Here is a 22,112-nt window from a genome sequence, read left to right on the forward strand (position 1 = left end):
ACATTATTTTTTACTATATCGAATTTCTAACAATAACATTCTTAATCTACCATAATATAGAAAAAATAAAACCTTTTAAAATTTTTGTGTATATTAGATGTCTATTTATATATAAGTAAAATCGGAAAAAGTTTCACTTTATATGTTATCTAAATAAGTAATATTTAAATGATATTAAGAATATTAAATAGAAAGTAAGTTTTAATAAATAAGAAATTAAAGTGGAGGATTTTAATGGATAAAAACGTTAAATTTGTTATTAAGAAAAAAGTAGAAAGGACTATTCAAAACTTAGAAATAAACAATATTAATGGCTATTTTGTTCAAACTGAAGAGGATGCTTTAAATAAAATAAAAGAGTTAATAAATGAAGGAGATACTGTATCTGTAGGTGGCTCTATGACACTTTTTGAAGTTGAAGTCATAAATTTATTAAGAAATGAAAATTATAACTTTCTTGATAGATATGAAGAAAATTTAACTTCAGAAGAAATTAAAGATATCAATAGAAAAAGCTTTTTTTCTAATGTATTTTTAACAAGTAGTAATGCTATTACAGAAAATGGAGAACTTTATAATGTCGACGGTAGAGGAAGTAGAGTCGCTCCTATGATTTATGGTCCTGATAAAGTTATTGTTGTAGTTGGAGTTAATAAAATAGTTAGAGATTTAGATGAAGCTATTATGAGAAATAAGGAATTAGCAGCTCCTGCTAATGCTAGAAGGTTAAATAAAGAGACTCCTTGCGCTAACATAGGACATTGTGTAGATTGCAATAGTAAAAACAGAATTTGTAATAAATATGTAGTTATAAAAAGAGAAATAGATTTAGGAAGAACTCATGTGATTATAGTAAACAAAGAACTAGGGTATTAAACCTTATAAAAACATTCTATGAAAATATCATCGTATTCGCGGTATTTTCATAGAATGTTTTGATTACCCATCAAAACAAAAAACCTAAATCTCGTATAAACGAAATTTAGGTTTTTATAACTATTTTAATTACTATAATAATTCTTGTCTTATAATAGTTTGAGTTCTCTTAGGTCCAACAGATATTATACTAGCCTTTACTCCTGTTAAATCTTCAATTCTTTGAATATATTTCTGAGCATTAACAGGTAGTTCTTCAAATGTTGTAGCTGAAGTTATATCTTCATTCCATCCATCTAACTCCTCATATATAGGTTCACATTTCTCTATCATTTCTAATGATGCTGGAAATTCTGTTATAACTCTATCTCCTAATTTATAACCTGTACATATTTTAACTTTTTCAAATCCACTCAATACATCTAAAAGCATTAAAGACATAGATGTAAGTCCATTAACTCTTGCTGCATATCTAACTATTACAGAGTCAAACCATCCACATCTTCTAGGTCTTCCAGTAGTTGTTCCAAATTCATTTCCATTCTTTCTTATTTTATCTCCAGTTGCATCGAATAATTCTGTTACGAAAGGTCCTTTTCCAACTCTAGTAGTGTAAGCCTTTACTATTCCAAGTACATCCTTAATCATATTTGGTCCTACTCCTGAACCAACACAGAATCCTCCTGATGTCGGATGAGAAGAAGTTACATATGGATACGTTCCTAAATCTAAATCAAGTAGTGTTCCTTGAGCTCCTTCAAACAATACTTTTTTTCCTTCTTTTAAAGAATTATATAATATTACTGATGTATCATCTACATACTCTTTTATTTTTTCTATATAAGATAAGTTCTCTTGATACAACTTTTCAAAATCAAATGTTTCCCCACCGTATATCTTCTCTATTATTTCATTCTTTTTCTCTACTTGTTCTTTTAATTTTTCTTTAAATATTTCTTTATCTAAAAGATCACATATTCTTATACCAGATCTTTCTGTTTTATCCATATAACAAGGACCTATTCCTTTTTTCGTAGTCCCTATTTTATTATCTCCTCTTGAGTTTTCCGCTAATTCATCTATTTTTTTGTGATATTCAAATATAACGTGTGCTCTATCACTTATTTTTATATTTTTAGTGTCTATATTATCTTTTTTAAGCATTTCTATTTCATCTAGAAATCCCTTAGGATCAAATACAACACCATTTCCTATTATGTTTATAGTTTTAGGGTTTAATATTCCTGAAGGAATTAAATGAAGTGCATATTTTTTGTCGTTAACTACTAACGTGTGCCCTGCATTGTTTCCTCCTTGTCCTCTTACTACAACATCTGCTTTTCTTGCTAAATAATCTATTATTTTACCTTTTCCTTCGTCTCCCCATTGAGATCCTATTATTGCTACGCTTGACATTAAAGATCACCTCTTCATATATATAATAACGAACACTTTACTATTTATTCTATCAAACATACGTATTTAAATCAATCTTTTTGACTTTTTTGATTCTAATTTAATCCACAGGTATCAACAGCTTTTCTGTGGATAATGTGGATATCTTTGTTCATATTTTTATTTTTTTGGTTATCAACAACTGTATACAAGATTATCCAAGTATATTCATATTAGTCAATCTCATTTACATTTATCCACAGTATAATAACTTATTATTTCTCAAATATATATATATTATTATATTTGTTGATAATTTATACGAAAATTAATGCAAAGTTAAAGCCAATATCTTTTGTGGATTAATTCCACAGATATTGGCTTGATTGTATATAACTATAGATTTATATAGATTTATATATATTTATTAAGTTCTCTAAATGTCCATTTTCTTCTTCGATAAGTTGCTTTAAATATTTTTTACTTTGCTCATATTTAGCAACTTTTAATAGGTTAGTGTAGAAAAGTATTGCATCTTTTTCTGCTTGCATTCCTATTATTAATGCGTCTTTAGAGTCTTTAACGTCTTTTATTTTATTATTAGTTAATCCTTGAGTATTAAATATAGCTGTATCACTTATAGCTTTTAAATACGCTGCTGTTTGCTCGTCAAATATATAATCATCATCATTTAAATTTTCTTCTTTAGCGTATGAATATATTTTTGAGAATAAATTAGCATGAGCTCTTTCTTCTTCTGCTAATAATTTAAATATTTTTTTTATATCTTCATTTTCTGCATCTTTCATAGCTTGTGTATAGAATCTAAATCCCTCTTCTTCAATATCTCTAGCTACCTTTAATAATTCAAGTTCATTTAAGTATAAGTTCATAATATTAACCCCCTATATTTGTTATATTGATTTTATACCCAGTTCAAATTATTTCTAAACATATATACTATATATTTCTAGCCAAGTTGTGAAATTTTTGAAATTCTCCTAGCCAAGCAAGCTCAACTGTTCCAGTTTCTCCATGTCTATGCTTTGCAATTATTACTTCACCAATACTTTTCTTTTCTGAGTCAGGATGATAGTACTCATCTCTATAAAGAAACATTACTATATCTGCATCCTGCTCTATGGCTCCAGATTCTCTAAGATCCGAAAGTATAGGTCTATGATCTGCTCTTAATTCAGGTGCACGAGAAAGCTGAGATAAAGCTATTACAGGACAGTTTAGTTCTTTAGCAAGAATCTTTAAAGATCTAGATATCTTAGATATCTCCTGTTGTCTACTTTCTCCTTTAGTATCACCTTCCATAAGTTGAAGATAATCTATTAATATAAAATCAAGTCCTTTTTCCATTTTAAGTCTTCTGCACTTTGATCTCATCTCCATTACAGTTATACCAGGGGTATCATCTATATATATATCTGCTTTTGACAAGGCTGCCATGGCTTCTATAAGCTTTGGCCAATCATCTTCATCTAAATTACCAGTCTTTAGCTTATTAAGTTCTACATGAGATTGAGCAGACAGCATACGCTGAATCAATTGTTCCTTTGACATCTCAAGACTAAAAACAGCTGCAGATATATTATCTTTCATAGCTGCATTTTGGACTAAATTAAGAGAAAAAGCCGTCTTTCCCATAGCAGGACGAGCAGCTATTAGAACTAAATCCGTTCTTTGAAGTCCATTAGTCTTTCTATCAAGGTCTATAAATCCAGTTGTAATTCCTGTTATCTTACCCTTATTTTTATACAAATCTTCTAAGCTGTCATATGCAGTCATAAGAACTTCACTTATAGACTTAAAATTATCTCCTGTTTTTTCTTGAGATATATCAAATATCTTTTTCTGTGCTATTTCAAGAGTATTATTAACACCCTCTGCATTATTATATCCTATATCAAGAATATCAGAAGAAGCTTTTATAAGCTTTCTCATTATAGATTTTTCTTTGACTATGTTTGCATAGTTTCTAACGTTCGATGTTGTAGGTACAACAGTCGATAATTGAGTTAAATAAGTAATTCCACCGGCAATATCGAGGGTATTTCTCTTTTTCATTTCCTCTGTCAATGTTATTATATCTATTGGTTCACTATTCCTATAAAGGTTTAATACAGCTTCATAAATTTCTTTATGTGCGTCTTTATAAAAATCATCTGGTTTTATTACCTCAGAAACTGCTACAACAGCATCTTTGTCTAACAATATAGACCCCAAAATAGACTGCTCAGCATCTATACTGTGAGGAGGAATCCTTCCTGCTTGCTCCATTTTGACCCCTCCTAAAAATTAATTTTTTTCTTTTATATCTACTCTAATTTTAGTAACTACCTTAGGGTGTATTTTCATTTCAACAAACCTTGAGCCCAAGCACTTTATAGGTTCTTCTAATAATATTTTTCTCTTATCTACCTCTATCTTATGCTTTTTCTTTAATTCAGTAGCTATATCCTTTGACGTTATAGATCCAAATAATCTTCCGCCTTCTCCAGACTTAGAATATAAAGTAACAACTAGTTCTTCCATTTTAGCTCCTAATTGTTTAGCTTCTTCATATTCTTTATCTGCTTTTATCTTTTTAGCTGTATTTTGCTCATTAAGTACCTTCATATTTCCTTCAGTTGCTTCTTTAGCTAATTTTCTTGGAAATAAGTAATTTCTTGCATATCCATCGCTAGCATTAATTACTTCTCCTTTTTTCCCTGTTCCTTTTATATCTTTTAATAAAATAACCTTCATATTTACTCCTCCTTTAAATATTCTAATATTGATTCTTTTAACATTTTTACTGTATCTTCAATAGAAATATCCTTAAGTTGAGCCCCCGCAACATCTATATGTCCGCCTCCACCTAGTTTTTCCATGAATATATGTACATTTATATCACCTAGTGACCTTGCGCTTATAAATATTGTATCATCATTTCCTTTTCCTAACACGAAAGATGCCCTTATTCCTTTTATATTCAAAAGTTCATCTGCAGCCTGAGCTGATATCAATTTAGAATTTTCAATTCCATCGTCACAAACAGAAATGGCTATAATACCACCTATTATTTGAGAATTTTTTATTATTTGAGCTTTAGCTATAAAGTTATCTAAATCCCCTTGGAATAATTTTTTTACAGATGTTGTATCTGCCCCTAGCTTCCTAAGCATTGCGGCAGCTTCAAAGGTTCTAACGCCTGTCTTAAAAGTAAAATTTTTAGTATCTAGAGTTATTCCAGCAAGTAATGCGTCTGCTCCTAAATTATCTATACTAGTTTTGCTATCTATATACTGTATAAGTTCTGTAACCATCTCACACGTAGATGAAGCATAAGTTTCATGATACATTAAAACAGCATTATCTATAAATTCTACACCTCTTCTGTGGTGATCTATAACTGCTATTTTTTCAGATATTTTAAGCAATTCTTCGCATTCAGTAAAATTAGGTCTATGTGTATCAACAACTATAACTAAGCTATCTCTTCTACAATTTCTTATAGCATCTTCTCTTGATATAAACACATCTTTATAGCTTTCATTTTCTTTGACTCTTTCCATAAATAAATCTATAGAAGAGTTTGATGATTGAATGACTATATTTGCTTCTTTATTTAACAATTTACATATATCATAGATTCCTATCCCTGCACCTATAGCATCTAGATCTGGGTATTTATGACCCATAATATAGATATCCTCTGCTTCAAGTATCAATTCTTTTAGCGCATAAGCTATAAGTCTAGCCCTAACCTTATTCTTTTTTTCTACAGCCTTGGATTTTCCACCATAGAAGATAGACTTATCTTTTCTTTTTATAACAGCCTGATCTCCACCTCTTCCAAGTGCCAAATCAAGAGCACTAATGGCGTACTTAAGATTTTGTTCATGTGTATCTCCCATAGCCCCTATTCCAATACTAAGAGTCAAAGGTAGCGTATTCCCATAATCTACATCTCTTATTTGATCTAGTATAGTGAACTTATCTTGTTCTAGATCTCTAAGCTGCTTAGAATCTATTATCAAAGTATACTTATCTTTGCTATTTCTTCTTAAAGCTCCATTTAAGCTTATAGCCCATGTATTTAACTTTCTCTCTAATTCAGCATTAATGAGAGGTCTAACATCTTGATTTGCACTTTCTAAAACCTCATCATATCCATCTATTTGTACTAAGGCTATAACTGATTTTTCATCTTCGTATTTATTAAATAGTTTAACATATTCAGTTTTGTCTAACCAGTATAGAACTATCAAATATTTAATATCTTTATCTTTTTTAGTCTTCACTATATTATACACTACAGTATACTTTTTATTATTAAAGTCAACTTCAGTATAAAATTCTTTCGTTTCATTTAACTTTTTCCTTAAACTTAAATTAGGCATAAGTTCTTTTATATTTTTATGAAATATATTATCCTTGTTAACCATATTATAAAATTTCTTATTATACCAACTTATACTCTCATCAAATTCCAAAATACATAAAGGTATAGGTAATTTAAGTATAGTTTGCTTTATAGTATCATCAATTTCAAGAGATAAGTCCTCGATAGTTTGAATCCATTCTATCTTTTTTTTGTGCTTAATTTTGAAATTATAATATGTTATATAAAACAATACTACAAAAGAAATTCCTCCTAAATAAAAATTATAATATAGTATTATTAAACTCATTAAAAATATAATTATTATATTTATATTAAATTGTTGATCTTTAAATTTTAAATACAGCTTATCTTTCATAAGCCCCTCCTAATTACCTTCTTATCTTTCTAAAATTCATCGCAGAATCCAACATACCTATTATGGTTATAATAAAGACTATAGGTTTTATAATAAAAGATGTTATAAGTAAGAATCCTTTAACTCCTCTTTTTATATTAATTTTATCTAAGAAGTAACTATAAACACAGGCTCCCTGAATTAGAAATAAAGTAAGTATAATCATTTCCAAATTCATAACTATAGACTCATAGTAAATTCCATCTACATATTTTATAACCAAAGTAGATAAGTATATTAAAACTATTCCAAAAGGTATATTTCCTGGTAAAGAAAATTCTTTTATTTCAGGTAATAAACTTTCATCTTTTTTTGTTTTTCTCAATATAAATACTGATGCACAATAATTAATAAATGAAATAACTATAGATGGCATGATAACTAATGTACTAGGAAGATACACTGAAAAATATTCCAATATACTACTTAATCCTTTCTCGTCTATCTTAACTCCCAAACCATTTAGAACATCTTTTTGAATCTCTATAGATTCAATTAATATATCATTAAATCCTTTTACAATATCTACATTAAATATAATTATAGATATCTTAATATATAACATCATCATAACTATAAAAATTAAACTTCCAAGTGCTATATTTTTAAATGGATTCTCATTTTTATAAATGTTATGTCCTATAAATATAGAAGGGATAATTACTAAAGCAGATATAAATGCAGATATAGGATTTGTAGTCATAATTAAAATTATTAATGATATAAACGAACCCATAATTGAATATCTTATCCCACATCTAGCTGTTATTATCGTATATGGTATTCCATTAAATATGAAAAACATACCCAAAACCGGAATATAAGTAGATGCTAAAGCAAATACGATTCCTATACATGAAAGTATAGAGGCTTCCATCAATTTCTTGCTATTATTAATTTGCATAAAAAACTATCACTCCCTAAGCTTTATATAATCTTTAAGCTCACTTAAATCTCCATACCACTTTTCAACCTTATGATCATCATTTATAGCTCTTACTATTTTCTCTTTTATTTTTCTATCTATATTAGAAAAGCTAAAGCCTAGCCTTTTTCCAAGTAAATAAGTAACCATTATTATATTAGCTAGAATATCTTGAATAGTCTCATCTGTATAGCTAGCTCCTTTTAGCATAATTTCATATAAAGCTGATATGCTACTTAAAATCTCTGTTTTTAACCATTCTATTATCTTTATATTTTTAGTTACATCAAGATCTCTATCTATTTTCAAGTATATCCCCCCTTAATATACAATTATACCATATAAAACTAAACTTAATTAATATTATGTATAGATTAAAAAAACGAGCCATAAAGGCTCGTCTATTATTAATCTATTGTGTATGGTAAAAGTGCTATATTTCTAGCTCTTTTAATAGCTACAGTTAATTCTCTTTGATGTTTAGCACAAGTTCCAGAAATTCTTCTTGGTAATATCTTACCTCTTTCTGTGATATACTTGCCTAATTTTCCTATGTTTTTGTAATCTATTTTAACGTTCTTGTCAGCGCAGAAAGAACAAACCTTTTTTCTACGACGTCTTTTTTTATTCATCATAATAGTTTCCCTCCTTCTCTCTAGAATGGAATATCATCATCATCTAATGCCTGGAATCCTCCTGTATCTAGACCAACAGGTTCAAATGTTTTTTCAAATCCAGTATTTGAAGGAGCTGGATTTTCAGATCTACCTTTAGATTCTAAAAATTCTACTCTTTCTGCAACAACTTCTGTCACATACCTTCTATCTCCATTTTGAGCCTCATAAGATCTAGTTTGAAGCGAACCTTTAATTGAAACTAATCTTCCTTTAGCAAGGTAGTTTGCACAGTTCTCTCCTGGTTTTCCCCAGACTACGATATTGAAGAAATCAGCTTCTCTTTTTCCTTCTTTATTTACATAAGATCTATTTACAGCTATTGAAAAGGTGGCAACAGGCTTACCTGTTCCTGCAATGTACCTAAGTTCGGGGTCTTTAGTCAACCTACCCACCAATACAACACAATTCATAAAAACACCACCTTATATTAATTACTAAGCTTCAATATTTACGATCATGTGTCTTATTGAATCTTCACTAATCTTTAGGTTTCTTTCGATTTCCTTTGGAACGTCAACACCAGCAGTGAAGTTAACTAATACATAGTATCCTTCAGTACGCTTTTGTATAGGATATGCTAATTTCTTATTACCCCAAACATCAAGCTTATCTACTTGTCCGTTACCAGATTCAATTATGTTATTAATTTTATCTTGTATCTTTTGCTTAGCCTCATCTTCTATGTTAGACTTTAATACATAAATTAATTCATACTTTTTCATTACAATTCACCTCCCTTTGGACTTAGACGGCTCTAATATTCATTAGAGCAGAGAAATGAGATTAATCTCACATCTTTAAGATTGTATCATTTATTATAATAAAAGTCAATTGTATTTTATTTAATATTTGTTTTTTCAATTAATTATCATATGATTTTTACTTAGAATTTAAAAAATAAGGAAGTTTAAGGTATATTAATACTACTTTATGTCAATTATATTAGTAAATAACCCCACAATTTAATATTTTTCATCCCAATCTCCCCCTTATTAAGTGCATACTTAAGTATAGCACAAAAAAGAGTGGCTAATTAGCCACTCTTTTTAATTCTATACGAATGCTTTTAATACTTTTGCAAGTCTCTTTATTCCATCAACTATTTTTTCATCTGTCATGTTAGAGTAGTTTAATCTAAATGTATTGTCTTTTCCACCATTAGGGAAGAAAGATCCTCCTGGAACAAAAGCTACATTGCTCTTTATACACTCAGCCATTACATCCTTAGCATCTATTCCTTTAGGAAGTTCTACCCAAGTAAATAATCCTCCCTCTGGGTAAGTAAACTTTAACCCTTCTGGGAACTCAGCCTTCATAGTATTTAACATTAAATCTCTACGAACTCTGTAAACATCTATAATTTTATTAACGTGAGCGTCTAAGTCATATAACTCCATGAATTTAGCAACTTCTCTTTGTCCTACTGTAGAAGTTTGTAAATCTGCACTTTGTTTTATCATTATGTATTTTTCTAAGATTTCCTTATCAGCAGCTACCCAACCAATTCTGAATCCAGGACAGAATATCTTAGAGAAACTTCCAAGGAATATTATTAATCCTTTTTCATCCATAGACTTTAATGAAGGTAATATTTCTCCTTCAAATCTTAATTCTCCATATGGATTATCTTCTAATACTGGTATTTCAAATTTATTTACTATTTCCATGAACTTTTTACGTCTTTCTAAAGGCCAAGTTCTACCTGTAGGATTTTGGAAATCTGGAATTACATACATCATCTTAACATTTTCAGTTGTTTCAAGTATTTTTTCAAGTTCTTCCATTATCATTCCATTTTCATCTGTTGGAACTTCTATAAATCTAGGTCCATATGCTTTAAATGCATTTAATGCTCCTAAGTAAGAAGGACTTTCACATAAAACAACATCGCCCTCATTTAAGAATATCTTTCCTGAAAAATCTAATCCTTGTTGAGAACCACTTGTTATTAATATTTCATCAGCACTAACTTTAGTGTCGAATTTTTCATTCATTCTATTTGCAATTACTTCTCTTAATGGGCCGAATCCTTCTGTGGCAGCATATTGTAATGCTTGTTGTCCGCCTTCTTCAAGAACTTTAACAGCAACCTCTTTCATTTCTTCAACTGGGAATAATTCTGGTGCTGGAAGTCCTCCTGCAAAAGATATTATTTCTGGTTTTTCTGTTAACTTTAATAATTCACGAATTTCAGAAGCTTTAAGATTATCCATACGATCAGCAAATTTTACAGCCATTTAAAAAACACCTCCAAAGATTATAAATACCAAGGAAAACTTTTTCCTGCATTTACTTGAGATTAATTATACCATTTTTATAATTATTTGCATACTTATAAAGAAAATTGCAGAATATTCAAAACTATTGTCTTCGTTAATTTTTTTTCTATCTTTACTCTGATTTCTTTATTAAATTTTTTATTCTCTTTTCCAATTCTGATCTTTCTATCCATAATTGCTTATTGCAATTTTCGCACTTTATTCTAAAATCCATCCCACATCTCATTATCTCAAATGTATTTCCTCCACAAGGATGATTTTTTTTAAGTATTACCTTATCTCCTATTTCTATTTTTATAGGCATTAAAATTCCTCCTAATACAGCTTAGTTAATTCTTTGTTACCATCATCTAATTTTTTTATATTGAACACCCCGTAATAATCTATTTTCAGGTCATCTATGTTGTTTTTAATAGTGTCTATATTATCTTTTTGAAACATTATAGATAGTCCACAACTAGAAGTTACTTCTCTTGGAGTAGGTATTGTTTTTATATTTAGTTCTAATTCTTTTAATCTTTTTTCAAATCTTATTGCATGATGAGTTGAATTAAAGCTTATTACATATATATCGTGCATTTTATTTCTCCTTCTGTATTTTTATACGTGTAGTACTATATAGATATAGTATTACTAGACTTTCTAAGCCTCTCTACGATGTCATACATGTTAGATATTTGTCCAACTTTTAACAAACTTTTTAGGTTTAAATAGTCTAAACATGTCCCACAAGACAATATTTCTACCCCTTCTTTTTCTAATAATATTAAATTATCTATAGTATTTTCATTTTGCGTAGTTAATTTAACTGCTGAATTAACAAATATTATAGATTTTGGATACGGAGTTGTTTGAGATAATGTATATATAAAACCATTAATAAGAATTTCTCCTAATTCATCTGACCCTTTTCCCATAACATTTGATGATATAAATACAACTGTATTATCATCAACTTCTTGCTTTTGAATAATATCTTCTTGTATCGATTGAATTTCTTCAAGCTGTCCCTTTGTAATTTCTATATAGTAAGCATTTTCTTTTTGATTTATTTTCGATTCACATTTCATTGAATTCACTAGCTTTAATATATTTTCTTTCGCTATTTCATTGTCAACTATAGTAACTACTATGCCATCATTAATATTATCTAATTCTTTTTTAGTTTTTATAACGGGAAGTGGGCAATTAAGCCCTCTTGCATCTACTTGTATTCTCATAAATACCTCCTATGGATAAGTTTTAATAATTATTATAACATACTCCACCCTTTGTAATTATTGAATATTTCAATGAAATCATTGAAATATTTAAATAAAAAATTATACATATATAAGTATTTAAGTAAAAATGAATTATTCAAATCTACTATAAGCTGCTGTTTTTCAAATATAATTAAAAAAGGATGACTTAAAGTAAGTATTATTAATAAAATCAAGAATCCTTTTAATGCTCCAAACAAAAAACCTAGGCTTTTATTTAAAATATTAAGTGGAGCAAATTTAAATATATCATCTATAAAGTTTATTGCCATTTGTATAACCATATTAATTATAGCAAACATGATAATAATTAATATTACTTGTATTAATATCTTGGTTGTTGATTGAGCTAAAGCATCATTTTTTATTATATTGATCACTATATTATTTATAACGGTACTTAAAGGCCTATATATATTCTCATTATGAACAATATAATCGACTACACTCGGATACCACATTTTGCATATAAATATTGATATAAAATATTTCAATAGATTGAATAGTGATTTTATAAATCCTAAATAAAATCCTTTAACAGCAAATAAACCTATCAATATTATTATTATAAAATCTATATAATTCAAATTCATAAACTCCCCGCCTTAATCTATATTTAAAAACTTAATATATCCTCTGAAAATGACTATAACACTGTTATCATATATTGTAAATACATCCAATATATCTTTTGTGAAGTCCTTTTTCTGTTTATTTTTAGAGAGATATATACTTCTATCAGAGTATACTATATTTTCATTCCCTATATTTTTAATACCCTTTATGTTTTCTATACTATATTCTTTGATCTTTTCTTTTCCATACTTATCAATAGATATTATATTTTTATTTGAATCCATAACTATTATTTCATCGTCTATAATATCTACATATGCAATTTCTTCATCTAAATTTATTTTTTTAGCATTTTCATCATTTAAGTTTTTAATCTCTATATATTTTGGATCTACAAAAACTAGATTATCATCTAAAAACATAGTTTTTACAAAAACTTTATTTTCTATATTATATGAAAAAATTAACTCTCCTTTTTTGTTATAATAAAATATATTGTTATAAAGCCTATCATCTTTAATACTAATTCCACTTACTACAAAGTTGCTAGTATTTTTGTCTACCTCTACTAAGTTTATTATTATTTGAGGTATTGATATATCTTGTATTTCTTCTCCTTTATAACTATATAGCTTAACACCTTCAACCTCTACATCAGTTGTATAGTGAATCAAGAAATCATCATTATATAAAGCTTTTATCATCAAAGCATTTTCTTTTAGACTTAATTTATTCATTAAGGATCCTTTTTTATCTATTATATATACTTCTTTTTTCATCTTATCTAGTAAATATATATTTGAATTATTAGTATCTATACTATAATTCTCTATTCTTATATTTAGATCAAATTTTCTTTGAGCTTCACTATCCATATACTTTAAGGATTTACCATCATACATTAAAAATCCATCTCTATATTTTATAAATGAAGTATTATTAGAGTATCCATATGATATCTCTTTTGTTTCCTTTATACTTACTTTAGAATTGTTCATTTTGCTCCTAATAATGTTTATGGTTTTTGGATTTAAAAATATTATTATTAATATAATTGAAATTATTATAATCTTATTCTTCTTCATATAAATCATTCCTTCTAATTTTCTTAATACTTATATAATACTACAAAAAATAGACTCTTTTTAAAAGAGTCTATTTTTCTATTATATCTAATTCTTTATATATACTTATACCTTTAGTATAGTATTCTAATTCTCTTTCTTTAGATATATTAGAATATGTTTGGGCAAGCTCTATATATAAATCAGCTAAATCTTTTTTACTCCCTATTTCTTCTATTATATATGAACATTTCTTTAAATGTTCTATCGCAGTATTTAAATCACCTTGTTTTTTATATATTTTTGCATAGTATTTTAAAGACCTACATTCCAATTTCTTATTTTTCATTTTTATAGCTATAGATAATGATTTTTTAGAATATTTTTTAGCATTTTCGAAATCATCAATTTCTATTAGCACTTTTATATATTCAAATAATATTTTCATCAATTCTACATCTTCATACTCTCTCTTTGTTATATAAGCTTTTTTTACACATTCAAGAGCATCTTCATATTTACCTATTTTTCTATATATTCTAGACATAGTTATTTGTATTCTTGCATATTCATTCTTCTTATCTTCTTCTTCATATATTTGTAGGGCTTTATTTAAGTAAACTTTAGATTCATCCCATCTTCCCATATCCAAAAGATTGCTTCCTATTAAAAATAGACTATCTGCTTTTTGTTTTATATTTTTTTCTTTTTCTTCTATTTCATGTATCTTTTGAGCATATAATAAAGACTTTTCATTATTTTCAAGCCTTATATAGCAAAATGATTTATATGTATATATTTCCTTTTGTATTTCATTATTGTCTATATAATGCTCTAGAAAAAGGTTTTCCCCTTGTATGAATTTATCTAATGCTACTTTTATAAATCCTTCTTCTAAATATATTTTACCTAATTGTATGTAACATTGTATAACTTTTTCATAATTAGCTGTTTTTACATTTAATACTAAGCTTCTCTCGAAATTGTCTATAGCTAATTCATATTTTTTCTCATTAAAATAAACTATACCTAATAAATATTTTGCCTTACCATACGTATCATATAACTTATATTCCTTACATATTTCTATTACTTTACAGATTTCTTCTCTAGCAACTTCCATATCATTAGATTTTATGTAGATCTCACTCTTTGTCAATAAATTATTGCTTATCTTTTTAGCCTGCATATCTTTACTTTCTAATAAATAATCTATGCTAACATCTAACTTATCTACAAAGTATTCTAAAAGATCTTGACTTGGATATGATTTATCTCTCTCTATATGACTTATCTGAGCAGCAGTTATTCTGTTTCCTGCTAATTCTTTAAGAGTTAAGTTTTTTTCTTTTCTAAGCTTTTTTATTTTTTCGCCTAAGCTAAGTATTTCCATATATATATTCCTCCACAATAAATTAATATACTAACTTTGAATTTTAATACTCCTAATTTGTCATAGGATAATACCAATTGTACAACATGTTATTTTTATGTAATTTTGTCTTAATTTAATTATAACTTAATATTTGATTAAAATATAGTATTTTATAATTATATTTAATAATATTTTAAAATTCTCTTCATGCTATTCCATGGTCCATGTTATATGCTCTTATCAATAATATCCATAATTTGAAAATTATACGACTTGATTAGTAATTAAAAACGACGCTTATTGGAATGTTAACCAAAAATAGTTAACATTCCAATAAGCGTCGTTTTACAATCAACTCCTACTATTATTTACTTTATCTCATTAACTATGCTTTTTAAAGCTTTAATAGCTTTATCTATATCTTCTTTAGTATTGAAGTATCCTATGCTAAATCTAACTGTTCCCTGTTCTAATGTATTCATTGTTTTATGAGCTAGAGGACCACAGTGAAGTCCTGATCTTGTAGCTATATCAAATACAGAATCTAATATGAAGCTTACTTCAGATGAGTCTTGATTTCCTATATTAATAGATATTACAGATGCCTGTTTTTTTGCATCTTTAGTCCCATATACTTTTATTATAGGTATTAAGCTTAATTCATTTAAGAAATACTCAGTCAATGCTTCCTCATGTTTTCTTATATTATCAATACCCTCTGCTAGTATAAACTCTATTCCTGCATTAAGTCCTGCTATACCTGGAGTATTTGGAGTGCCTGATTCATACTTATCTGGTACTATATTAGGCTGAGTTAATTCCTCTGATTTACTGCCAGTTCCACCCTCTTTTAACTGATTAAGAGTTATTCCTTCTCTTACATATAAAATTCCTGTTCCTTGAGGCCCTAATAATCCTTTATGTCCGGGTAGTGCTAGCATATCTATATTCATATTTTTAACATCTATGTTATAAATCCCTGCTGTTTGAGAAGCATCTACAAGATATGCTATGTTCATTTCCCTGGCAATTTTTCCTACTTTTTCTATATCAACTAATGTCCCACATACATTAGACGCATGTGTTGTTACTATAAGCTTTGTATCTTTATTTATGGCATTTTTTATATCATTTACATCTAATTCTCCAAATTCATTGCAATTTACTATAGTATTAGTAACACCTATTTTTTCCAAAGTTTTAATAGGTCTTATTACTGAATTATGCTCCATGCTTGTTGTTATTATATGATCGCCCTTATTTACAAATCCTTTTATTGCAAGGTTTAATGAATCTGTTGCATTATTTGTAAATACTACATTCATAGGATTGTCTATATTAAACAGCTTGCATATATTTTCTCTTGTTTCATATATTGTTCTACCGGCTTCTAAAGCTAGCTTGTGTCCTGCTCTTCCAGGATTTGCTCCATAATTTTTCATGCAGTTTAAAACTTCTTCGTATACTTTATCTGGTTTTGGAAAAGTTGTTGCAGCATTATCTAAATATATCATATGGATCCTCCTAATGTTGACTTTATAATATTTGTTCCAATATTCCTTCAAGTTCTTCATCACTATAATACTCTATTTCTATTCTTCCTTTTTTCTTACCTTTTAGTATATTTACTTTTGTTCCAAATAAGTCTCTTAGCTTATCCTCTATATTTACTATAAAAGGGTCTTTATTAACCTTTTTACTTTTTGTTTCTTTTTTATCAGTCATACTCTTAGATAGATTCTCCACTTCTCTAACAGATAGCCTTTCCTTTATTATTCTAAGTGCTATCTCATATTGAATGTTTTTATTTTCTATTCTAAGGAGAGCTTTTCCATGGCCTGGAGTTATCTGGCCTTCTTCTATTAACTTAATAACCTTATCATCTAAATTCAAAAGCCTTAGAGTATTAGTTATATGTGGTCTACTTTTACCTACTGCTTCTGATATTTCTTCTTGTGTCACCTTGTAATTTTCTATAAGACTTTTATAAGCTATAGCTTCCTCTATCGCATTTAAATCTTCTCTTTGCAAGTTCTCAATTAAAGCTATTTCCATTATATCTTTGATAGGTAAGTCTTTTACAACTGCTGGCATTTCTTTTAACTTTGCCATTTTAGCAGCTCTAAATCTTCTCTCACCTGCAATTATCATATATCCATCTTCTTCTTTTTTCACTACTATAGGTTGTAATATTCCGTAGTTCTTTATAGATTCAGATAATACACTTAGTTTTTCTTGATCAAATATCTTTCTAGGTTGCTCTTTGTTTGGGTAAATCTCTTTTATGTTTAAATTTAATATTTCTTTGTCAGATGAAACGGTCTTATTATTTGGTATCAATGCACTTAGTCCTTTTCCTAATCTATTTTTAGCCATTTATATCACATCCTCTTCCAAGTCTATAAATTCTTCAGCAAGTTCTATATATGCTAAAGAACCTTTACACTTTGAATCATAATATACCACTGGCTTTCCATGGCTAGGAGCTTCAGCTAGTCTAACATTTCTTGGAACAATGGTTGTATAGACACTTCCTTTAAAGAATTTCTTGACTTCTTCAACTACTTGAATAGACAAATTGGCTCTTCCATCAAACATACTTAGAACCACTCCTTGAATTTCAAGATTTGGATTTAGATTTTCTTTAACTAATGATATTGTCTGCATTAATTGGCTAACGCCTTCTAGCGCGTAATATTCACATTGTATAGGTATTAATACACTGTCTACTGCCACAAGAGAATTTATCGTCAACATTCCAAGTGAAGGTGGACAATCTACGAATATGTAATCATAATCATCTTTAACTGTATCTAGCACATTTTTTAATATAAACTCTCTGTTTTCTATTCCTGTAAGCTCTATCTCAGCTCCAGCAAGTTCTGTTGAAGATGATAATAGACTTATATTATCAAATTCGGTATCTATTATAGTGTCTTTTATATCTTTTTCTCCTAATAAAACATCATATATAGTAAAATCAAGTTCTGTTTTATCTACTCCAAATCCACTAGTCGTGTTTCCTTGAGGGTCTAAATCTATTACCAATGTTTTTTTACCTAACCTTCCTATACATGCACTTAGGTTTACATTTGTAGTGGTCTTACCCACTCCCCCTTTTTGATTAAATACAGCAACTATCTTCCCCACTGTAATTCCCCCTTTAATTCCTTACAAGTTTGAAAAAAAGATTACCGTATAACAGTAATCTTAAGCTTTAGGGATTTTAACTACGACTTCGATATGATCTCCCTTATCGTTTTCTTTGTACTTAGCGTTTATTCCTGTGTCTACTATTGCATTATAAGCACCTTTTAATGTATTTAAATATATCTTAAAATTAAGAGCTGCTTTTATAGTTTGTCTTTTCTCTGGTTCTTTAGGTGTAGCAAGGTCTTCTAATATATCCTTTATTAATTTTTCTGTCTTCTTAACAGTCAACTCATTCTTAATTATTGTATCTAAAACTTGATTTTTATAATCATCATCTGGTAATTTCAAAAGGGCTCTAGCATGTCTTTCAGTCAATCCATTTTCGATAAGCTTTGTCTTTATATCATCTGATAATCTAAGTACCCTAAGCTTATTAGCAATAGTTGATTGATTTTTTCCAACACTTTGTGCTAGTTCTTGTTGAGTAAAGTTATGATCTTTTATCAGGTTTTCATATCCTAAGGCTTCTTCTATAAAATTTAAATCTTCTCTTTGTAAGTTTTCAATAAGTGCAAGCACAGCTGAAGATTCGTCCGATAAATTATTTATTATAGCTGGTATATACTTAAGTCCTGCTTTTTTAGATGCTCTAAGCCTTCTCTCCCCTGCTACTAATTCATACATGTTATCATTTATTTTTCTAACTGTAATAGGTTGGAGTATTCCAAAATTCTTTATAGATTCGCTTAATTCATTCAATGCAAACTCCGAGAAAACCCTTCTCGGCTGATATGGATTTGGAATTATCGTATCTATAGGTATTTCCATGACTTTTCTATCTTCCATAATATCCCTCTCTCTAGAAGAAATATGATAAAATTTGTTTTGAATTTTATTTATCAAATAATACTTTCTCCAAAAATATTCATATCCCTTCTATATTCTTAATATTTTTATATTACAACTTAATTTATTTCTCGGGAAATATGAGTCTTTTTTGACACCCTTTTCGCTACTTTATAGGAGTTTTTGATGGTTTACCTGCTTTTCGCGGATATTTTGTTGGTGTATTTTTTACTTTTTTCAAAATCACTATATTGTGTTTTATGTCTGTAAAAGGAAGATCTACATCTATTTTCTGTATAAATTCAAGCCCTAAAACATCAATTGCCTTTTCAGCCTCTTTTAATTCTTCATTTAGGTAAGGTCCTTTTAAGCACACAAAATATCCTCCAACTTTTATAAAAGGTGTACAATACTCTAAAAGAACAGGCAACGATGCAACTGCTCTTGCTGTTGCTATATCATATTGTTCTCTATAATCTTCATCTTTTCCGAAATCTTCTGCTCTTCCATGAACAAACTCTACATTATCAAGTTCTAGATTATTACAAACTTCTTTTAAAAAGTTGATTCTTTTGTTAAGAGAATCAAGTAATGTCAAGTTTAAACTTTCCATACATACTCTTAAAGGAATTCCCGGAAATCCAGCTCCTGTTCCAACATCTATTATTTTATCATTTTCTTTTATATATCCAGAATTAATACATGCTAAAGAATCTATAAAATGCTTTATATAAATTTCTTTCTCATCTTCAATTGCTGTAAGGTTCATATGTTGATTCCACTCAAGTAGTATATCTTTGTACTTTTCAAATCTATTTATATTAGTTTCACTTATATCTATATTAAGCTGTTTAAGACCATCTTTTATAATACTTCTATTGCTCAATATTATCACCTCTGCCTCTTCTAAGTTGTTCAAGGTGTATTAATAAAACAGATATATCAGCAGGAGATACTCCAGATATACGAGATGCCTGTCCTATTGATATAGGTTTTATACTATCTAGTTTTTGTCTAGCCTCAAGTCTTAGTCCGCTTATTTTAGAGTAATCTAAATCTTTATTTAACCTTTTGTTTTCTAACTTTTTGAATTGGTCTATTTGCTTTAGCTGCTTACCTATATAACCTTCATATTTAGATATTATTTGACACTGCTCTTTTATGGCTTTAGATAGTTCTAAATCAGATTTTTTGCCTAATTTTTCTAATAATTCATAGTCGTACTCAGGTCTTTTTAGGAATTCATATAAGCTCATTCCTGTATTGATTCCAGGAAGATTCATTATTTCTAATTGTTTGTTTACCTGGCTTGGAGTAACTCTCTCTTCCTTTAATCTTTCTATTTCTTTTTCTAAATTTGATTTTTTTTGCTTAAATTTATTATACCTATTATCTTTTACAAGACCTATATCTCTACCTATTTCAGTAAGTCTTAAATCTGCATTGTCCTGTCTTAAGTAAAGTCTGTATTCACATCTTGATGTCATCATTCTATAAGGTTCATTAGTTCCTTTAGTAACTAAATCATCTATTAAAACGCCTATATAAGCTTGAGATCTATCCAATATTAAAGGATCTTTTCCTTGTACTTTTAAGGCTGCATTTATTCCAGATATAAGTCCTTGTGCTGCAGCTTCTTCATATCCAGATGTTCCATTAAACTGGCCTGCACTAAATAAATTTTCGACACCTTTTATTTCAAGAGAAGGATTAAGTTGTGTAGGATCTATGCAATCGTACTCTATTGCATAAGCCGGTCTCATTATCTTACAATTTTCAAGTCCCGTTATTGATCTATACATATCTATTTGAACTTCATATGGAAGAGATGTAGATATTCCTTGTATATACATTTCTTTAGTATGATTTCCTTCAGGCTCTATAAATGTTTGATGTGATAGCTTATCGTGAAACCTTACAACCTTGTCTTCTATAGAAGGGCAGTATCTAGGTCCAACACTATCTATTTCTCCGCTATACATTGCAGATCTTTTTATATTATCATTTATAATCTTATGAGTTTGCTCAGTAGTTCTTGTTAAATAGCAAGGTTCTTGCTTTAGCTCTAATTCATCATTCATAAATGAGAAAGGAGTTATAACTCCATCTCCCTTTTGTTCTTCCATTTTAGAAAAGTCAACAGTGTCCCTATGAACTCTTGCAGGGGTTCCTGTTTTAAATCTTCTCATCCTAAGACCTATTTTTTCAAGACTTTTAGTTAAGTGCTTAGAATAACCTAATGCATTAGGTCCCTCGTAGAAACTAACCTCTCCTATATATATCTTGGAATTTAAATATACTCCAGTTGATAAAACTAAGGATTTACAATCATAAATAGCACCAAGCTTCGTAGATACTCCTTTTATAACATTATTCTCAGCTATTACATCTACAACCTCATCCATTATAACTTCTAGATTTTGTTGATTCTCTAGCTCTTTTTTCATTTCTTTATGATATTCATACTTGTCAGCTTGTGCTCTTAAAGAGTGTACAGCAGGTCCTTTAGCTGTATTGAGCATTCTGCTTTGTATATAAGTTTTATCTATGTTTATTCCCATTTGACCACCAAGCGCGTCTATTTCTTTAACTAGATGTCCTTTTCCTGTTCCTCCAATAGATGGATTACAAGGCATTAAAGCTATAGAGTCTAAAGACATTGTTATTATTAATGTCTTACAACCCATTCTAGCAGATGCTAAAGCAGCTTCACACCCCGCATGTCCAGCTCCAACAACTATAACATCGTATTTTCCTCCGTTAAACTTCATGTTCATCCTCCTCATGTTTCACATATAATGTTTCACGTTAAACATTATACTACAATTATTACTATATATATCTAAAATTCGATTTATCCGAAAGCTAAAAGTTCTAAGACTCCATCCTCT

The 22,112-nt window shown here is 28.6% G+C and carries 24 protein-coding genes; 1 reads left to right on the forward strand and 23 read right to left on the reverse strand.

The features are described 5' to 3' along the window. Positions 1-234 precede the first annotated feature (234 nt). The gene (locus Tmeso_RS07230; protein WP_099189688.1) at positions 235-876 is read left to right on the forward strand and encodes a lactate utilization protein; all 642 of its coding nucleotides are present in this window, start codon (positions 235-237) and stop codon (positions 874-876) included. Positions 877-1,008: 132 nt separating this feature from the next. Here Tmeso_RS07230 and Tmeso_RS07235 read toward each other — a convergent pair whose 3' ends face one another. The 23 genes from Tmeso_RS07235 to mnmG all read right to left on the reverse strand — a co-directional run bounded on the left by Tmeso_RS07235 (position 1,009) and on the right by mnmG (position 21,998). Then, on the reverse strand, positions 1,009-2,292 hold the full coding sequence (locus Tmeso_RS07235; RefSeq protein WP_099189690.1) for an adenylosuccinate synthase: 1,284 nt from the start codon (positions 2,290-2,292) through the stop codon (positions 1,009-1,011). 383 nt (positions 2,293-2,675) lie between these two features. Beyond that, the gene (locus Tmeso_RS07240; RefSeq protein ID WP_099189692.1) at positions 2,676-3,164 is read right to left on the reverse strand and encodes a ferritin-like domain-containing protein; all 489 of its coding nucleotides are present in this window, start codon (positions 3,162-3,164) and stop codon (positions 2,676-2,678) included. Positions 3,165-3,231: 67 nt separating this feature from the next. Beyond that, positions 3,232-4,560 (reverse strand): replicative DNA helicase, encoded by a 1,329-nt coding sequence (gene dnaB / locus Tmeso_RS07245; RefSeq protein ID WP_099189694.1) that lies wholly within the window; start codon positions 4,558-4,560, stop codon positions 3,232-3,234. An 18-nt stretch (positions 4,561-4,578) separates the two neighbouring features. Beyond that, complete coding sequence (gene rplI, locus Tmeso_RS07250) at positions 4,579-5,028, reverse strand: 50S ribosomal protein L9 (RefSeq protein ID WP_099189696.1); 450 nt, start codon at positions 5,026-5,028, stop codon at positions 4,579-4,581. Between the two features lie 2 nt (positions 5,029-5,030). Further along, the gene (locus Tmeso_RS07255) at positions 5,031-7,025 is read right to left on the reverse strand and encodes a DHH family phosphoesterase (RefSeq protein WP_099189698.1); all 1,995 of its coding nucleotides are present in this window, start codon (positions 7,023-7,025) and stop codon (positions 5,031-5,033) included. Between the two features lie 13 nt (positions 7,026-7,038). Further along, positions 7,039-7,968, reverse strand: a complete 930-nt coding sequence (locus Tmeso_RS07260; protein WP_099189700.1) for a DUF2232 domain-containing protein — start codon at positions 7,966-7,968, stop codon at positions 7,039-7,041. Between the two features lie 9 nt (positions 7,969-7,977). Then, positions 7,978-8,298 carry a MazG-like family protein gene (locus Tmeso_RS07265; protein WP_099189702.1) on the reverse strand — a complete coding sequence of 107 codons (321 nt, stop codon included), beginning with the start codon at positions 8,296-8,298 and terminating at the stop codon, positions 7,978-7,980. A 98-nt stretch (positions 8,299-8,396) separates the two neighbouring features. Beyond that, on the reverse strand, positions 8,397-8,624 hold the full coding sequence (gene rpsR, locus Tmeso_RS07270) for a 30S ribosomal protein S18 (RefSeq protein WP_099189704.1): 228 nt from the start codon (positions 8,622-8,624) through the stop codon (positions 8,397-8,399). Positions 8,625-8,644: 20 nt separating this feature from the next. Continuing rightward, on the reverse strand, positions 8,645-9,076 hold the full coding sequence (locus Tmeso_RS07275; protein ID WP_099189706.1) for a single-stranded DNA-binding protein: 432 nt from the start codon (positions 9,074-9,076) through the stop codon (positions 8,645-8,647). A gap of 24 nt (positions 9,077-9,100) precedes the next feature. Next, a complete protein-coding gene (gene rpsF / locus Tmeso_RS07280) occupies positions 9,101-9,388 on the reverse strand; it encodes a 30S ribosomal protein S6 (RefSeq protein ID WP_099189708.1) in 288 nt (95 codons plus the stop codon). A gap of 330 nt (positions 9,389-9,718) precedes the next feature. Continuing rightward, positions 9,719-10,903: an aminotransferase-like domain-containing protein gene (locus Tmeso_RS07285; RefSeq protein WP_099189710.1), complete on the reverse strand. Its 1,185-nt coding sequence runs from the start codon at positions 10,901-10,903 to the stop codon at positions 9,719-9,721. A 154-nt stretch (positions 10,904-11,057) separates the two neighbouring features. Then, positions 11,058-11,249, reverse strand: coding sequence for a DUF951 domain-containing protein (locus Tmeso_RS07290; protein ID WP_099189712.1), 192 nt, complete (start codon positions 11,247-11,249; stop codon positions 11,058-11,060). An 11-nt stretch (positions 11,250-11,260) separates the two neighbouring features. After that, a complete protein-coding gene (locus Tmeso_RS07295) occupies positions 11,261-11,524 on the reverse strand; it encodes a DUF3343 domain-containing protein (RefSeq protein ID WP_099189714.1) in 264 nt (87 codons plus the stop codon). A 35-nt stretch (positions 11,525-11,559) separates the two neighbouring features. Further along, positions 11,560-12,165: a sulfurtransferase-like selenium metabolism protein YedF gene (gene yedF / locus Tmeso_RS07300; protein WP_099189716.1), complete on the reverse strand. Its 606-nt coding sequence runs from the start codon at positions 12,163-12,165 to the stop codon at positions 11,560-11,562. Positions 12,166-12,197: 32 nt separating this feature from the next. After that, complete coding sequence (locus Tmeso_RS07305) at positions 12,198-12,800, reverse strand: CvpA family protein (protein ID WP_099189718.1); 603 nt, start codon at positions 12,798-12,800, stop codon at positions 12,198-12,200. Between the two features lie 12 nt (positions 12,801-12,812). After that, positions 12,813-13,868: a DUF5711 family protein gene (locus Tmeso_RS07310; RefSeq protein ID WP_099189720.1), complete on the reverse strand. Its 1,056-nt coding sequence runs from the start codon at positions 13,866-13,868 to the stop codon at positions 12,813-12,815. Positions 13,869-13,938: 70 nt separating this feature from the next. Then, complete coding sequence (locus tag Tmeso_RS07315) at positions 13,939-15,240, reverse strand: tetratricopeptide repeat protein (protein WP_099189722.1); 1,302 nt, start codon at positions 15,238-15,240, stop codon at positions 13,939-13,941. A gap of 350 nt (positions 15,241-15,590) precedes the next feature. Further along, on the reverse strand, positions 15,591-16,736 hold the full coding sequence (locus tag Tmeso_RS07320) for an aminotransferase class V-fold PLP-dependent enzyme (protein WP_099189724.1): 1,146 nt from the start codon (positions 16,734-16,736) through the stop codon (positions 15,591-15,593). A 22-nt stretch (positions 16,737-16,758) separates the two neighbouring features. Beyond that, a complete protein-coding gene (locus tag Tmeso_RS07325; protein WP_099189726.1) occupies positions 16,759-17,598 on the reverse strand; it encodes a ParB/RepB/Spo0J family partition protein in 840 nt (279 codons plus the stop codon). Next, positions 17,599-18,372 (reverse strand): ParA family protein, encoded by a 774-nt coding sequence (locus Tmeso_RS07330; RefSeq protein WP_099189728.1) that lies wholly within the window; start codon positions 18,370-18,372, stop codon positions 17,599-17,601. A gap of 60 nt (positions 18,373-18,432) precedes the next feature. After that, a complete protein-coding gene (gene noc / locus Tmeso_RS07335; protein WP_099189730.1) occupies positions 18,433-19,221 on the reverse strand; it encodes a nucleoid occlusion protein in 789 nt (262 codons plus the stop codon). Positions 19,222-19,387: 166 nt separating this feature from the next. Next, on the reverse strand, positions 19,388-20,107 hold the full coding sequence (rsmG, locus tag Tmeso_RS07340) for a 16S rRNA (guanine(527)-N(7))-methyltransferase RsmG (protein WP_099189775.1): 720 nt from the start codon (positions 20,105-20,107) through the stop codon (positions 19,388-19,390). Next, on the reverse strand, positions 20,097-21,998 hold the full coding sequence (gene mnmG / locus Tmeso_RS07345) for a tRNA uridine-5-carboxymethylaminomethyl(34) synthesis enzyme MnmG (protein ID WP_408646053.1): 1,902 nt from the start codon (positions 21,996-21,998) through the stop codon (positions 20,097-20,099). Before mnmG ends, rsmG begins: the two co-directional genes overlap by 11 nt. Positions 21,999-22,112 lie beyond the last annotated feature (114 nt).

The organism is Tepidibacter mesophilus, assembly GCF_002724055.1.
Lineage (GTDB): Bacteria > Bacillota > Clostridia > Peptostreptococcales > Peptostreptococcaceae > Tepidibacter_A > Tepidibacter_A mesophilus.

What these genes read in the sequence shown, in the direction of transcription:
- rpsF (WP_099189708.1), bottom strand. Translation starts at nt 9,388, where the DNA reads ATGAAAAAGTATGAATTAATTTATGTATTAAAGTCTAACATAGAAGAT.
- yedF (WP_099189716.1), bottom strand. Translation starts at nt 12,165, where the DNA reads ATGAGAATACAAGTAGATGCAAGAGGGCTTAATTGCCCACTTCCCGTT.
- Tmeso_RS07310 (WP_099189720.1), bottom strand. Translation starts at nt 13,868, where the DNA reads ATGAAGAAGAATAAGATTATAATAATTTCAATTATATTAATAATAATA.
- Tmeso_RS07295 (WP_099189714.1), bottom strand. Translation starts at nt 11,524, where the DNA reads ATGCACGATATATATGTAATAAGCTTTAATTCAACTCATCATGCAATA.
- Tmeso_RS07255 (WP_099189698.1), bottom strand. Translation starts at nt 7,025, where the DNA reads ATGAAAGATAAGCTGTATTTAAAATTTAAAGATCAACAATTTAATATA.
- Tmeso_RS07325 (WP_099189726.1), bottom strand. Translation starts at nt 17,598, where the DNA reads ATGGCTAAAAATAGATTAGGAAAAGGACTAAGTGCATTGATACCAAAT.
- Tmeso_RS07290 (WP_099189712.1), bottom strand. Translation starts at nt 11,249, where the DNA reads ATGCCTATAAAAATAGAAATAGGAGATAAGGTAATACTTAAAAAAAAT.
- noc (WP_099189730.1), bottom strand. Translation starts at nt 19,221, where the DNA reads ATGGAAGATAGAAAAGTCATGGAAATACCTATAGATACGATAATTCCA.
- Tmeso_RS07315 (WP_099189722.1), bottom strand. Translation starts at nt 15,240, where the DNA reads ATGGAAATACTTAGCTTAGGCGAAAAAATAAAAAAGCTTAGAAAAGAA.
- Tmeso_RS07305 (WP_099189718.1), bottom strand. Translation starts at nt 12,800, where the DNA reads ATGAATTTGAATTATATAGATTTTATAATAATAATATTGATAGGTTTA.
- Tmeso_RS07320 (WP_099189724.1), bottom strand. Translation starts at nt 16,736, where the DNA reads ATGATATATTTAGATAATGCTGCAACAACTTTTCCAAAACCAGATAAA.
- rplI (WP_099189696.1), bottom strand. Translation starts at nt 5,028, where the DNA reads ATGAAGGTTATTTTATTAAAAGATATAAAAGGAACAGGGAAAAAAGGA.
- Tmeso_RS07260 (WP_099189700.1), bottom strand. Translation starts at nt 7,968, where the DNA reads ATGCAAATTAATAATAGCAAGAAATTGATGGAAGCCTCTATACTTTCA.
- Tmeso_RS07235 (WP_099189690.1), bottom strand. Translation starts at nt 2,292, where the DNA reads ATGTCAAGCGTAGCAATAATAGGATCTCAATGGGGAGACGAAGGAAAA.
- Tmeso_RS07275 (WP_099189706.1), bottom strand. Translation starts at nt 9,076, where the DNA reads ATGAATTGTGTTGTATTGGTGGGTAGGTTGACTAAAGACCCCGAACTT.
- Tmeso_RS07285 (WP_099189710.1), bottom strand. Translation starts at nt 10,903, where the DNA reads ATGGCTGTAAAATTTGCTGATCGTATGGATAATCTTAAAGCTTCTGAA.
- mnmG (WP_408646053.1), bottom strand. Translation starts at nt 21,998, where the DNA reads ATGAACATGAAGTTTAACGGAGGAAAATACGATGTTATAGTTGTTGGA.
- Tmeso_RS07240 (WP_099189692.1), bottom strand. Translation starts at nt 3,164, where the DNA reads ATGAACTTATACTTAAATGAACTTGAATTATTAAAGGTAGCTAGAGAT.
- dnaB (WP_099189694.1), bottom strand. Translation starts at nt 4,560, where the DNA reads ATGGAGCAAGCAGGAAGGATTCCTCCTCACAGTATAGATGCTGAGCAG.
- rpsR (WP_099189704.1), bottom strand. Translation starts at nt 8,624, where the DNA reads ATGATGAATAAAAAAAGACGTCGTAGAAAAAAGGTTTGTTCTTTCTGC.
- Tmeso_RS07230 (WP_099189688.1), top strand. Translation starts at nt 235, where the DNA reads ATGGATAAAAACGTTAAATTTGTTATTAAGAAAAAAGTAGAAAGGACT.